The sequence below is a fragment of the Micromonospora sp. U21 genome, from assembly GCF_018070045.1.
Classification (GTDB): domain Bacteria; phylum Actinomycetota; class Actinomycetes; order Mycobacteriales; family Micromonosporaceae; genus Micromonospora.
Map to the genome: position 1 here is coordinate 272,314 of NZ_JAGPYK010000006.1, position 12,842 is coordinate 285,155.

Consider the following 12,842-nt stretch of genomic DNA (forward strand, 5'->3'; position numbering starts at 1 on the left):
GGCATAGGCGGACAATCTGGACATGCCTCGTCCCTCTGATGATCGGGACGGCCGCCGCCGCTGTCGGGACTGTGGCGAGTGGCTGCTTCTCGATCAATTCTGTGCCAACAGCAGGCGGCCAGAAGGTCGCGGCAGCTACTGCAAGCTCTGCTTCAACGTCCGCTCGAAGGCCAGCTATGCCAGACGCCTGAAGGAGCAGCAGGGCAGGGATGTGCGCCAGCTGCCAGTAGTGCCGGAGGGGCACCGGCGATGCCCCGACTGCGGCGTCGTGAAGACTCTCGGCGACTTTCCGCGGAACCGCTCTGATCGTGAGGGTTACGGCCGATACTGCAAGCCTTGCCACAACGAGAAGGGCAGGGAGAGCAAGCTCCGTCTGCACGGCGGCAGTCGCGAGTACCACCTGCGGCGGCGCTACGGCGTGGGGCAGAAGGAGTTCGATGAGCTCCTGGCCGAGCAGGGTGGTGTCTGCGCGATCTGCGGTGGCGCGGACCCGCAACATCTGGACCACGATCATCGCACCGGATGGGTGCGCGGGATACTCTGCTTCAACTGCAACGGTGGTCTTGGCCAGTTCCGTGACAGTCCCATGAGGCTGGCCAGGGCGATCACGTACCTGAGAGGAACCACGTGGCAGCGGGCTTTGATCCATCCGGGCGTCTACCAGATGTGTTCACCAACGCGGGGACGTCGTCCTTCACCACGTTCCTGAGCCGGGTGGCTCCCGAGATGCTGCCCGGTCGACGGCCGCTGCCGCCGGGCATGGCCGCTGACCTGGCGCCGCACGCCACCACCATCGTGGCCATCGCGGCCGACGGCGGTGTGGTGATGGCCGGTGACCGTCGGGCCACCATGGGCAACCTGATCGCCCAGCGCGACATCGAGAAGGTGCACCCGGCCGACGCGTACTCGCTGGTCGGTATCGCGGGCACCGCGGGCATCGGCATCGAGCTGATGCGACTGTTCCAGGTGGAGCTGGAGCACTACGAGAAGATCGAGGGCGCGATGCTCTCGCTGGACGGCAAGGCCAACCGGCTGGCCTCGATGATCCGGGGCAACCTGGGCGCCGCCATGCAGGGGCTGGCGGTGGTGCCACTCTTCGCCGGCTTCGACCTCGCCTGCGCGGACCCGACGAGGGCTGGCCGGATCTTCAGCTTCGACGTGACCGGCGGCCCGTACGAGGAGACCGGCTACGACGCGATCGGCTCCGGCTCACTCTTCGCCAAGTCCGCGTTGAAGAAGCGCTTCCGGGCCGGCCTGTCCGTCGACGACGCGACCCGGCTGGCGGTCGAGGCGCTCTACGATGCCGCGGACGACGACACCGCGACCGGCGGACCAGACCTGACCCGACGGATCTACCCGGTGGTGATGACCGCGACCGCCGAGGGCACCCGACGGCTGACCGACGCCGAGACGGCGGCGATCGCCGAGGGCGTGGTCGCCCGCCGGATGGAGAACCCGGGCGGTTGAGCCGCCTCCACCCCCACCCGTCAGCAGTCGTCAGCACAGCGCCGTAAGGAGAACCGCCGCCGTGGCCATGCAGTTCTACGCCTCGCCCGAACAGATCATGCGCGACCGCTCCGAGTTGGCCCGCAAGGGCATCGCCCGGGGTCGCAGCGCGGTGGTCCTCAGCTATGCCGGCGGAGTGCTTTTCGTCGCGGAGAACCTCTCCAGCGCCCTGCACAAGGTCAGCGAGATCTACGACCGGATCGGCTTCGCCGCCGTCGGCCGGTACAACGAGTTCGAGAACCTGCGCCGGGCCGGCGTGCGGATGGCCGACCTGAACGGGCTCAGCTACGACCGGCGGGACGTCACCGGCCGGGCCCTGGCCAACGCGTTCGCGCAGACGCTGGGCGCGATCTTCACCGAGCAGTCGAAGCCGTTCGAGGTGGAGATCTGCGTGGCGGAGGTCGGGGCCACCGCGGACAACGACGAGCTGTACCGACTGACCTACGACGGTTCGGTGAACGACGAGCCGGGGCGGATGGCGATGGGCGGGCAGGCCGAGGCGATCACCGGCGTGCTGAAGTCCAACCACCGACCGGACATGTCGCTCGGCGAGGCGGTCAAGGTGGCGGTGCAGGCGCTGAGCACCGTCGGCGGGGAGGGCGGCGCCGCCCGGACGATCGCCGCGAACCAGCTTGAGGTCGCGGTGCTGGACCGCGGGCGCGTCGGGCGGACCTTCCGCCGGATCACCGGGGCGGCGTTGACCTCTTTGCTGGACGGGGGCGCCGAGGTGCCGCCGGCCGGGAATCGTGCCGAGGCGCCGACGTCGCCGACCGAGGAGGCGCACAAGCCCACGTCGTCCGCCGGGTCGGCCGATCTTGAGGGCAAGTCGGGCACGCAGTCGACCGAGTAGATCCATCTCGGCCGACAGCGCCTGGGTTCCGGCCAGTTGACCGGCCGTCACCGCCCACGCCGTCGGCGTGAGCGGATGGCTCAACTGGCCCCCGTCTACCTCAACGGCTCCCACCAGGCCCGGTTGTCCCGGTACCACTGCACCGTCGCGGCCAGACCGCGTTCCAGGTCGATGCTCGGGGCGTACCCCAGCTCTGTGGAGATCTTGGTGCTGTCGAGCGAGTAGCGGCGGTCATGGCCCTTGCGGTCGGTGACCGGCACCACCCGGTCCCAGCCGGCGTCGCAGGCCTCCAGCAGTCGAGCCGTGAGCTGCTTGTTGGTCAGCTCGGTGCCGCCGCCGATGTGGTAGACCTCGCCGGCGCGGCCCTGCTGCTGCACGAGGGCGATGCCGCGGCAGTGGTCGCGCACGTGCAGCCAGTCGCGGATGTTGCCGCCGTCGCCGTAGAGCGGGACAGTGCCGCCGTCGAGCAGGTTGGTGACGAACAGCGGGATGAGCTTCTCGGGGAACTGGTAGGGCCCGTAGTTGTTGGAGCAGCGGGTCACCACGACGTCCATGCCGTGGGTGCGGTGGTAGGCCAGCGCGAGCAGGTCGGAGCCCGCCTTCGAGGCCGAGTAGGGCGAGTTCGGTGCCAGTGGGCAGGTCTCCGTCCACGATCCGGACTCGATCGAGCCGTAGACCTCGTCGGTGGAGACGTGCACGAATCGGCCGGTGCCGTGCCGCAGCGCGGCGTCGAGCAGCGTCTGGGTGCCGAGCACGTTCGTGGCGACAAACGGTGCGGCGCTGGCGATCGAACGGTCGACGTGTGACTCGGCGGCGATGTGCACGATCACGTCGTGCCCGGGGACGACCTGGTCAACCAGAGCGGAGTCGCGGATGTCACCCCGCACGAAGCGGAGCCGGGTGTCGTCGCGCACCGGGGCGAGATTGGCGAGGTTGCCCGAGTAGGTCAACTTGTCCAGCACGGTCACCACGTCCGGCTCGCTCACGGGCGGTCCCGCGTCGCCCCCCGGCGCGCCCAGCAGCATTCGCACATACTCCGAGCCGACAAATCCCGCTCCGCCGGTGACGAGGATCCTCACGGGTTCAGCACTCTACGCGAGCCGGCAGCCCGAGGGGGCCGTCGCGCCGCCGTCCGCGCAACAGGACGGGCCAACAGCCGGCGCGTCTGCGGCCGGACGGAATGTCGCACTCAGCCGGTATGTGACCGCCCCTCGGGCACGACCTGTGGTCTGACAGTGACGAACGGGCCCTCCGGGCGGCTAATGTCACACCATGGAGCGGCGAATCTTCGGCCTCGAGACCGAGTACGGCGTCACCTGCACCTATCGCGGGCAGCGGCGGCTGTCCCCGGACGAGGTCGCGCGGTATCTGTTCCGTCGCGTCGTGTCCTGGGGTCGGTCGAGCAATGTGTTCCTGCGTAACGGGGCCCGGCTCTACCTGGACGTCGGGTCGCACCCGGAGTACGCCACACCGGAGTGCGACTCGGTGACCGATCTGGTCGCCCATGACCGGGCCGGCGAGCGGATCCTGGAGGGCCTGCTCGTCGACGCGGAGAAGCGGCTGCACGACGAGGGCATCGCGGGTGAGATCTACCTGTTCAAGAACAACACCGACTCGGCCGGCAACTCGTACGGCTGCCACGAGAACTACCTTGTCTCCCGGCACGGCGAGTTCGGCCGCCTCGCCGACGTGCTCATCCCCTTCCTGGTCACCCGGCAGTTGATCTGCGGGGCCGGCAAGGTCCTGCAGACCCCGCGCGGCGCCGTCTACTGCCTGTCCCAGCGGGCCGAGCACATCTGGGAGGGCGTCTCCTCGGCGACCACCCGCAGCCGTCCGATCATCAACACGCGCGACGAGCCGCACGCCGACGCCGAGCGCTACCGGCGGCTGCACGTGATCGTCGGTGACTCCAACATGAACGAGGTCACCACCCTGCTCAAGGTCGGCACGGCCGACATCGTGCTGCGGATGATCGAGGCCGGGGTGGTGATGCGCGACCTGTCGCTGGAAAACCCGATCCGGGCCATCCGGGAGGTGTCGCACGACATCACCGGCCGGCGCAAGGTGCGGCTGGCCAACGGCAAGGAGGTCAGCGCGCTGGACATCCAGCAGGAGTACCTCGCCAAGGCCACCGAGTTCGTGGAGCGCCGCGGCGGCGACCAGGCGGCCAAGCGGGTTGTCGAGCTGTGGGGGCGGGTGCTGAACGCGGTGGAGACCGGAGACCTGGAGCCGGTCTCGCGGGAGATCGACTGGGTCAGCAAGTTGCGGCTGATCGAGCGTTACCAGCGCAAGCACGACCTGCCGCTGTCGCACCCACGGGTGGCGCAGATGGACCTGGCCTACCACGACGTGCGCCGCGGTCGTGGCCTCTACGGGCTGCTGGAGCGCCGTGGCGAGGTGGACCGGGTGGCCACCGACCCGGAGATCTTCGAGGCCAAGGAGACTCCGCCGCAGACCACCCGGGCCCGGCTGCGCGGCGAGTTCATCCGGCACGCCCAGGAGAAGCGGCGGGACTTCACCGTCGACTGGGTGCACCTGAAGCTCAACGACCAGGCGCAGCGCACCGTGCTCTGCAAGGACCCGTTCCGGGCGTACGACGAGCGGGTGGAGCGGCTGATCGCCAGCATGTGACCGGTGTGCCGGCCCCGGCGGTGGTGTGTCCGCCGACGGGGCTGGCCGGCCCGGTAGTCTGGGCGCGCCATGACGACTTCTGGACCTTCCGACCGCTCCGAGCGCGGCACCGAGCGGCAGAACTGGGTCGAACGCCGGCGGGAGAAGATCCGCGCCGAGATCGACCGCAACCGGCGCGGCGAGTACACCGTGCCGACCTGGGTGCTGGCCCTGGCGCTGGTGCTCATCGTGGGCGGCTGGCTCGCCCTCATCTTCCTCGCCTGACCCCTCGGTCCTTCCCGCCAGCGCAGACCGACGCTCGGCCGCCTCGGCGGCGTCGCCCCGTGCCCGGTGGCGCGGCTGGCCCGGGCGGGCCACCGCTGGCCCGACCGGGCCCCCGGGCCGGGTAACCGCCGCCCGCCGCCGCGGCGGCATCGGGCAGGTGCGACGGAGGGAGCCGGCGATGATGGGCGGGGACAGCGCGACGCCACAGCCGAAGCGGGGGCAGGCCGGCTGGCAGGATCCCGGGCCGCGCGACGTGGTCCGGGACCGGCAGAACCCGGATCTGCTGACGCCACCGACCACGGACGCCGGCACGCTGCCCAACCTGCGGTTCACCTTCTCCGACGCGCACACCCGCGTCCAGGGTGGCGGCTGGACCCGCGAGGTCACGGTCCGGGAGCTGCCGATCGCCACCGAACTCTGCGGTGTGGACATGGCGCTGGAACCGGGCGGATACCGGGAGATGCACTGGCACAAGCAGTCCGAGTGGGCGTACGTGGCACACGGCGGCGCCCGGATCAGCGCGGTCGACCAGGAGGGCCGCAACTTCCTCGACGATGTGCGCGCCGGTGACCTGTGGTTCTTCCCGCAGGGGGTGCCGCACCACATCCAGGCCCTCGACGAGGGAGTGGAGTTCCTGCCGGTCTTCGACGACGGGGCGTTCACGGAGAACGCCACGTTCCTGATCAGCGACTACTTCGCGCACACCCCGAAGGACGTGCTGGCGAAGAACTTCGGCTGGCGGCCCGAGCAGCTCGACTCGATCCCGGAGCGGGAGAAGTGCATCTTCGCCGGGGAGGTGCCGCCGCCGCTGGACCGGGACCGGGTGGTGAGCCCCACCGGGGACGTGCCGCGCGCGCTGAGCCATCGGCTGCTCGCGCAGGAACCGCAGCGCTTCCCGGGCGGCCAGGTGCGCATCGCCGACGTGACCCAGTTCGCCGCGTCCACCACCATCTGCGCCGCGCTGGTGGAGGTCGACCCGGGCGGGATGCGCGAGCTGCACTGGCATCCCACCGACGACGAGTGGCAGTACTACCTCTCCGGCCACGGCCGGATGGGTGTGTTCGCTAGCCAGGGTGTGGCCGGCACCTTCGACATGCGCGCCGGCGACGTCGGGTACGTGCCGTTCGCCTACGGCCACTACATCGAGAACCTTGGCAACGAGCCGTTGGTCTTCCTGGAGGTGTTCCGCAAGCCCCGGTTCGAGTCCGTCTCGCTGACCCAGTGGATGGCGAACACCCCGGCCCAGGTCGGCGCGGACACCCTCAACCTGCCCCGGGAGCTGATCGAGGCCCTGCCCCGCGACCAACGCCCCGTGATCCGCTGACCCGGGTCCACGTCCGCCGGCTTCGGTGCGCGTGGGGTCAGGGGAGCAGGGCGGCGGCGTGGCGGCCCGCCGCCGCAGCAGCGAGGAAGTAGGCGTGGTCGGCGTCCAGGCCGCGCCCCATGGTGGACAGTGGCACGACGCTGGCCCGCAGCGCCGCATCGAGGCCGGCGGTGGGCACCCGGACGATTCGGTGCCGGGCCGTCAGCGGGGCCAGCGCCGCGTCCACCTCGGCAGCCAGCGCCGGGTCCAGGTCGTCGGGCACCACCAGCTCCGCCGGGGCGAGCGCCACCCGCCCGTACGCGGTGAGGCTGTGGTGCGACACGCCCCGGTGTCGGGGGCGAGGATCGGCGGCGGAGATCCGCAGCGACCCGACCGGTCGCCCGCCCAGTGTGGCGATCGCGTTGACCGCCTCGCCGACGGCCACCCCGGAGAAGCCCCACCGGGTGCCGGTGCCGAGGTTGCCGGGGCCCTGGGCGACCACGGCCACGTCGGCGCGCAGCACGTACCGGGCGGCGAGCAGGCCGCCGTGCAGGGTGGTGGCCTCCAGGTCGCCGCCGAACGCCTGCCCGACGGTGATCGTGCCGGCCAGCTCGGCGCGCAGTCCGGCGAGGGTGCGGGAGAACCAGGCCGGCAACGCCCCGCCGTCGGTGAGCAGGTACGCCACCCGGGCGTGCGGGGCGTCGGCTCGGATGCCGGCCAGGATGGCCGGCAGGGCCGAGTGCAGGTCGGCGGTGACGACCGGCAGCCCGCCCAGGTCGTCGGCGTCGGCCAGCACGTCCCGGTGCGGTGACGCCTCCTCGTCGACGCCGAGCAGGATCGGTTGCAGTGGGGTGTAGCGGGCTTTGACGAGGTGCCCCGCGTCGCGGGTGTCGCCGACGTCCGGCGGGTCCGGCGGTAGCCGGTCCGGCAGTGCCACCACCAGGGCGTACCCGCCGGTGCCCAGCCCCATCAGCAGCGCCCCGGCGTTGAGCAGCACCCGGTCGCCAGGCTCGGGCGTGCCCACCAGCTCCGGGTAGGCCAGCGCCCGCATGCGGGTGCCATCGGGCAGGTCGACGTCCAGCTCCACCGCCCCGGTCCACTGCCGTCGCAGCGCCGCCACCGTCCCCGCCCGCCATCGCACCATGACGGGCACGCTAGCCGCGGGGGCCCGGTGCCCCGCGCCCGGGTGGTCCGGCGCGTGGTTCAGGTCGGGTCGGGTTCGCCGCCGGCGTCCGGGCTCGGACCGGCCTGGGTGTTGCGGGCCTGGCCGAGGGCGCCGGGCAGCGATCGGGTGGGGTCGAGGAAGACGTAGCGGATCTCCGGGAACCGCGCGGTGAGTCGACGTTCGGCCTCGTCGGCGGTGGCCTCGATGGCCGCGCCGGTGGCCTCGTCGCGGAAGTCGATCTTCGCGCGACCAGGATGTCGTCCGGGCCGAGCTGCATGGTCAGCAGGGTGTCGATGCGTTCCACCTCCGGCAGTTCGGCCAGCTCCTGCTCGATCTCGCGGCCCAGCCGCGCCGGGACGGCCCGGCCGACCAGCAGCGAGAGGTTGTTGCTGGCCAGGATCCCGGCGACGGTCAGCAGCAGCAGCCCGATGAGGATCGACGCGACGCCGTCCCACACCTCGTCGCCGGTGGCCTGGGACAGGCCGACCCCGAGCCCGGCCAGCAGCAGGCCGATCAGGGCGGCGCTGTCCTCCAGGAAGACCGCCTTGACGGTGGTGTCGGCGGTCAGCCGCAGGAAACGTCGGGGAGTGGTCCGCCACCGTCGGGATTCGCGGCGGACCTGCCGGACGGCCCGGCTCAGCGAGATCGACTCGATGACGAAGGACACGCCCAGCACGATGTACGAGATCAGGTAGTCGCCGCTGTGCTGGTGCACCAGGATGGTGGTCACGCCGTGGGTGACGGCGAAACCGGCGCCGGCGACGAAGGTGAACATGGCGGCGAAGAACGCCCAGACGTAGCTCTCCTTGCCGTACCCGAAGGGGTGCCGGCTGTCCGCAGGCCGGGCGCCGCGGCGCAGCGCCTGGTAGAGCAGCACCTCGGTGGTGGTGTCGGCGACCGAGTGCGCCGCCTCGGAGAGCATCGCCGCCGAGCCGGAGATCAGCCCGGCGATCAGCTTGGCCACCGCGATGGCGAGGTTGGCGGCGCCGGCGACGACCACGGTGCCGACGCTCTCGGTCTTGATCGCTTGCGGCATGAGGGCCACCATATGACCGGTCGAGGCACCGCGCTCGGCTGTGGCTCCCGACCCACCGATCCGAACAGATGTGCGGCACGCCAGCGTGGGTGCACGTCTCGGGCGCGTCGGCTGCTAGCGTCTACCCGTGTCGCGGACCCGCACCGAACGCCTGGTCAACCTGGTGATCTGCCTGCTGTCCACGCGACGGTTCCTGACCGCCGCGCAGATCGCCGCGACCGTGCCCGGTTACGAGCACGATCCGGACGACGCGCGTGACCACGAGGCGTTCCAGCGCAAGTTCGAGCGGGACAAGGCCGAGCTGCGCGAGCTGGGCGTGCCGCTGGAGACCGGGACGGCCAGCGTCTTCGACGCCGAGCCCGGTTACCGGATCGCCCACCGCGAGTACGCGTTGCCCGACATCCCTCTCGAACCGGACGAGGCCGCCGCCGTGGGCATCGCCGCGCGGCTGTGGCAGCACGCCGGTCTCGCCGCCGCCGCCTCGTCGGGGCTGGCCAAGCTGCGTGCCGCCGGGGTGGACGTGGATCCGCAGGCCACCCTGGGCCTGGAGCCGATGGTCACCGTCGACCCGGCGTTCGCGCCGCTGACCGCCGCTGCCCGCGACCGCCGCGAGGTCGGGTTCGACTACCGGGTGCCCGACCGGGACGCGCCCAGCCGCCGGCGACTGCAGCCGTGGGGCGTGGTCTGCTGGCGTGGCCGGTGGTATGTGGTCGGCCACGACCTGGACCGCGCGGCGACGCGCTGCTTCCGGCTGTCCCGGGTGGTCGGCGCGGTCCGGGTGACCGGCGCGTCCGGCGGTTACCAGCCGCCGGCCGGCGTCGACCTGATCAGCCACGTGGCCCGCTGGTCCGGCCCGGTGGAGCGCACCGGCCGGGCCACCGTGCTGGCCGCACCGGGCCGGGCCGCCGGGCTGCGCCGCTGGGCCGTCGAGGTGACCGCCGGGCCGGACGGCGACCGGCTGGTCCTGCCGTACGCCGACCCGGACGGGCTGGCCGGCCAACTCGTCCGCTACGGCCCGGACGTGCGGGTGCTCGACCCGCCGGAGGTCCGCGAGGCGGTCATCCAGCGGCTCAAGGAGATCGCCGCCCGGCACGACGAGATGGTCGTCACCGGCGGTGCCCGATGACCCGGCCGGCCGCCCGGGGCGGCTCCCGGGCCTCCGCCGACCGTCTGGCCCGGCTGCTCAACCTGGTGCCCTACCTGCTGGCCCGGCCGGGCATCGAGATCGCCGAGGCGGCCGGTGACCTCGGGGTCACCGAGCGGCAGCTGCGTGAGGACCTGGAGCTGCTCTGGGTGTGCGGGCTGCCCGGTTACGGTCCCGGTGACCTGATCGACATGGCCTTCGACGGTGACCGGGTGACCATCACCTACGACGCCGGCATCGACCGCCCGCTGCGGCTCACCCCCGACGAGGCGCTGGCCCTCGTGGTGGCGCTGCGGATGCTCGCCGAGACGCCCGGGGTGGCCAACCGGGAGGCCGTCGAGCGGGCCCTCGCCAAGATCGAGGACGCCGCCGGTGATCTGGTGGGCGCTCCGGTTGCGGTGCGGCTGCCCGGGGACAACCGGCGGGTGGAGGCGCTGCGCGCCGCCGTGGAGGGCGGTCGGGCGCTGCGGATCACCTACTACACGGCCACCCGGGACGAGACCACCGACCGCGTCATCGACCCGCTGCGGATGCTGATGGTGGGCGGCCTGGCGTACGTGGAGGCGTGGTGTCGCCGCGCGGAGGCGGTCCGACTGTTCCGCGCCGACCGGATCGACGCGATCACCGAGCTGGACGAGCCGGCCACCGTCCCGCCGCAGGCCGTCCCGCACGACCTGACCGAGGGCGTCTTCCGCCCCTCGCCCGACCTGCCGCTGATCACCCTGCGGGTCGGCCGGGGCGAGCGGTGGATCACCGAGTACTACCCGTGTGAGCGGGTGGAGGCCGGCGACGGCGACCAGTGGCTGGTCTCATTGCGGGTGACCGACCTGGGTTGGGCCCGCCGGTTCGTGCTCGGCCTCGGCCCGGACGTCACCGTGGTCGCCCCGGTCGAGCTGGCCGAGCAGGTCCGGGTGACGGCGGCTGCCGCGCTGGACGCGTACGCCGTGCCCGCGCCCACCGCCGCGCCGCGGCAGCCCGAGGCCGACCCGGCGACGCCCGCATCCGCGGCGCCCGGCGCGCCGTCGGGCGACCCGGCGGTGGCGGGCCGCACGCAGTAGGCTGACCGCCGTGCTGAAATGGATCGTGCTCGCGGTGGTGCTGCTCCCTCTCGTGGCGCTCGCGCTGGCCGTGCGTCCGGTGCTGACCCGACTGCCCCGGCTGCGCCACGCCGCGGTGGCGCTGCAACGACGGGCCGCCGAGGCCGAGGCGCTGCGGGACACCGCCGAGGCGTTGCAGCTCCGCGCGGAGGGCGTTCAGCGCCAGCTCGACACCACCCAGCAGCGTCTCGCCGTGATCCGGGCCAGGCGCGGCTGATCGATCCCCGGCGAGGCGCCGCCCCCGGTCGGGGCGGGCCGCTGCGGTGGCGACGGCTCCGCGATGGTTGACTGATCATCGCGGTTGGTCAAGACTTCACCGGCCGGGCCGCGACGACTGCCCCCGGCAGGTGGCAACCGGCCGATCCGCACGTACGATGGGCTGCGTACCGCCCCCGGACACACAGAGCGACTGGAGCTTCTCATGGGTGCCCTCAAGCCGTGGCACATCGCGGTTCTCGTGGTTGTGCTGATCCTGCTCTTCGGTGCGAAGCGGCTTCCCGACGCGGCCCGCTCGCTGGGTCGTTCGCTGCGGATCATCAAGGCCGAGACCAAGAGCCTGCAGGACGACGACCGCGACCTCGCCGAGAAGGCCGACGCGCAGGCCGGCTACCAGCCGCTGCCGCCCCAGGTCGGGCAGCCGCAGCAGGCGCCGTACCACCAGGCGCCGCCGCAGCAGCCGGTCGCCGACCCGGTGCACCGCGTCCGCGACAACTGACCGAGAGGCCCGAGAACCGTGGCCTTCGCACTGCGTAAACGCGGCCCGCGCGCCTTCGAGCGCGCCGCCGACGGCTCGATGACGCTCATCGAGCACGTCCGCGAGTTGCGCGACCGCCTGTTCCGCGCCTCGCTGGCGATCGTGGTCGGTCTGATCGTTGGCTACTTCCTGGCGCAGCCGGCGTTCAACCTGCTCAAGGAGCCCTACTGCAGCCTGCCGGATGCCACTGACGCACTCGGCAACTGCCGGTCGTTCCTTCAGCTGTCGCCCGCGGACGGGTTCATCCTGAAGTTGAAGCTGGCGCTGTGGATCGGCCTGATCGTCGGCGCACCGGTCTGGCTCTACCAGCTCTGGGCCTTCATCGCGCCGGGCCTGCACCGTCACGAACGCAAGTGGGCGTACGTCTTCGTCGCGATCGCGGCCCCGCTGTTCGCCGGTGGTGCTGTCCTCGCGTACCTCGTCGTGGACAAGGGTCTCGCGTTCCTGCTGGAGGCGGGCGTGACCGGCCTCTCCACGCAGCTGGAGGTCACCCGCTACATCTCGTTCGTCACCAACATGATCCTGTTGTTCGGGGTGGCGTTCGAGTTCCCCCTCATCCTGTTGATGCTCAACTTCACCGGCGTGGCCAGCGCCCGGCGGCTGCTGAGCTGGTGGCGGGCGGTGATCTTCATATGCTTCGCCTTCGCCGCCATCGCCACACCGGATCCGGGTCCGTTCGGCATGACGTTGCTGGCGCTCTCCCTGTCGCTGCTGTACTTCGTGGCGGTCGGGATCGCGTTCCTCAACGACAAGCGGCGCGGGCGCGGCAAGGACGTCTACGCCGGTCTCGACGACGACGAGGTGTCGCCGTTGGAGCACGACCCGGAGCCGGTCGAGGCGGGGCAGCGGATCGACGTGGGGGCGCCGGTCGGCGTACCCGAGCCGGTCGCCCCACCCGCCCCGATCGAACGCCGCTACGACGACATGACCTGACGGCCCCGCGCCGTCCGGTCCGCCGACGCCGTCCCCGCTCGCCGGGGGCGGCGTCGCCGCGTGTGCGGGCTCGCGATCGACGCAGTCGCCACCGCGGCGCATCACCGTGACCGCCGGGGTCAGGACCGCCGGGAGGTCGTCCGCCCCGGGTGAACGACC

At 72.0% G+C, this 12,842-nt stretch carries 14 protein-coding genes; 11 read left to right on the forward strand and 3 right to left on the reverse strand.

The annotated features are described in order from the left end of the window. Positions 1-22 precede the first annotated feature (22 nt). The 3 genes from KBX63_RS10950 to prcA all read left to right on the forward strand — a co-directional run bounded on the left by KBX63_RS10950 (position 23) and on the right by prcA (position 2,356). Positions 23-709, forward strand: a complete 687-nt coding sequence (locus KBX63_RS10950; protein WP_210910879.1) for an endonuclease VII domain-containing protein — start codon at positions 23-25, stop codon at positions 707-709. Continuing rightward, positions 628-1,467 carry a proteasome subunit beta gene (gene prcB / locus KBX63_RS10955; protein WP_210910880.1) on the forward strand — a complete coding sequence of 280 codons (840 nt, stop codon included), beginning with the start codon at positions 628-630 and terminating at the stop codon, positions 1,465-1,467. Before KBX63_RS10950 ends, prcB begins: the two co-directional genes overlap by 82 nt. Before the next feature lie 61 nt (positions 1,468-1,528). Next, a complete protein-coding gene (gene prcA, locus KBX63_RS10960) occupies positions 1,529-2,356 on the forward strand; it encodes a proteasome subunit alpha (RefSeq protein ID WP_210910881.1) in 828 nt (275 codons plus the stop codon). A gap of 95 nt (positions 2,357-2,451) precedes the next feature. Here the strand turns inward: prcA and rfbB are convergent, their stop codons facing one another. Continuing rightward, the gene (gene rfbB, locus KBX63_RS10965; RefSeq protein ID WP_210910882.1) at positions 2,452-3,435 is read right to left on the reverse strand and encodes a dTDP-glucose 4,6-dehydratase; all 984 of its coding nucleotides are present in this window, start codon (positions 3,433-3,435) and stop codon (positions 2,452-2,454) included. Positions 3,436-3,628: 193 nt separating this feature from the next. On the opposite strand from rfbB, the gene pafA reads away from it, so the two are divergent. The 3 genes from pafA to KBX63_RS10980 all read left to right on the forward strand — a co-directional run bounded on the left by pafA (position 3,629) and on the right by KBX63_RS10980 (position 6,575). Next, positions 3,629-4,987, forward strand: a complete 1,359-nt coding sequence (pafA, locus tag KBX63_RS10970; protein ID WP_088989658.1) for a Pup--protein ligase — start codon at positions 3,629-3,631, stop codon at positions 4,985-4,987. Positions 4,988-5,056: 69 nt separating this feature from the next. Next, positions 5,057-5,251 (forward strand): hypothetical protein, encoded by a 195-nt coding sequence (locus KBX63_RS10975; protein ID WP_210910883.1) that lies wholly within the window; start codon positions 5,057-5,059, stop codon positions 5,249-5,251. Between the two features lie 178 nt (positions 5,252-5,429). Next, complete coding sequence (locus KBX63_RS10980; RefSeq protein ID WP_210910884.1) at positions 5,430-6,575, forward strand: cupin domain-containing protein; 1,146 nt, start codon at positions 5,430-5,432, stop codon at positions 6,573-6,575. A 37-nt stretch (positions 6,576-6,612) separates the two neighbouring features. Here KBX63_RS10980 and KBX63_RS10985 read toward each other — a convergent pair whose 3' ends face one another. Together KBX63_RS10985 and KBX63_RS10990 are read right to left on the reverse strand one after the other, a co-directional pair. Further along, positions 6,613-7,698: a DUF3866 family protein gene (locus KBX63_RS10985; protein ID WP_210910885.1), complete on the reverse strand. Its 1,086-nt coding sequence runs from the start codon at positions 7,696-7,698 to the stop codon at positions 6,613-6,615. 10 nt (positions 7,699-7,708) lie between these two features. Next, positions 7,709-8,755: a cation diffusion facilitator family transporter gene (locus KBX63_RS10990; RefSeq protein WP_247662059.1), complete on the reverse strand. Its 1,047-nt coding sequence runs from the start codon at positions 8,753-8,755 to the stop codon at positions 7,709-7,711. Between the two features lie 127 nt (positions 8,756-8,882). On the opposite strand from KBX63_RS10990, the gene KBX63_RS10995 reads away from it, so the two are divergent. From KBX63_RS10995 to tatC, 5 genes are all read left to right on the forward strand, one after another. After that, positions 8,883-9,881 (forward strand): YafY family protein, encoded by a 999-nt coding sequence (locus tag KBX63_RS10995; RefSeq protein ID WP_210910886.1) that lies wholly within the window; start codon positions 8,883-8,885, stop codon positions 9,879-9,881. After that, positions 9,878-10,957: a YafY family protein gene (locus KBX63_RS11000; RefSeq protein ID WP_210910887.1), complete on the forward strand. Its 1,080-nt coding sequence runs from the start codon at positions 9,878-9,880 to the stop codon at positions 10,955-10,957. Before KBX63_RS10995 ends, KBX63_RS11000 begins: the two co-directional genes overlap by 4 nt. Before the next feature lie 10 nt (positions 10,958-10,967). Further along, positions 10,968-11,213, forward strand: a complete 246-nt coding sequence (locus KBX63_RS11005; protein WP_210910888.1) for a hypothetical protein — start codon at positions 10,968-10,970, stop codon at positions 11,211-11,213. A gap of 204 nt (positions 11,214-11,417) precedes the next feature. Further along, positions 11,418-11,711, forward strand: a complete 294-nt coding sequence (gene tatA, locus KBX63_RS11010) for a Sec-independent protein translocase subunit TatA (RefSeq protein ID WP_210910889.1) — start codon at positions 11,418-11,420, stop codon at positions 11,709-11,711. 18 nt (positions 11,712-11,729) lie between these two features. Continuing rightward, positions 11,730-12,683 (forward strand): twin-arginine translocase subunit TatC, encoded by a 954-nt coding sequence (tatC, locus tag KBX63_RS11015; protein ID WP_210910890.1) that lies wholly within the window; start codon positions 11,730-11,732, stop codon positions 12,681-12,683. Positions 12,684-12,842 lie beyond the last annotated feature (159 nt).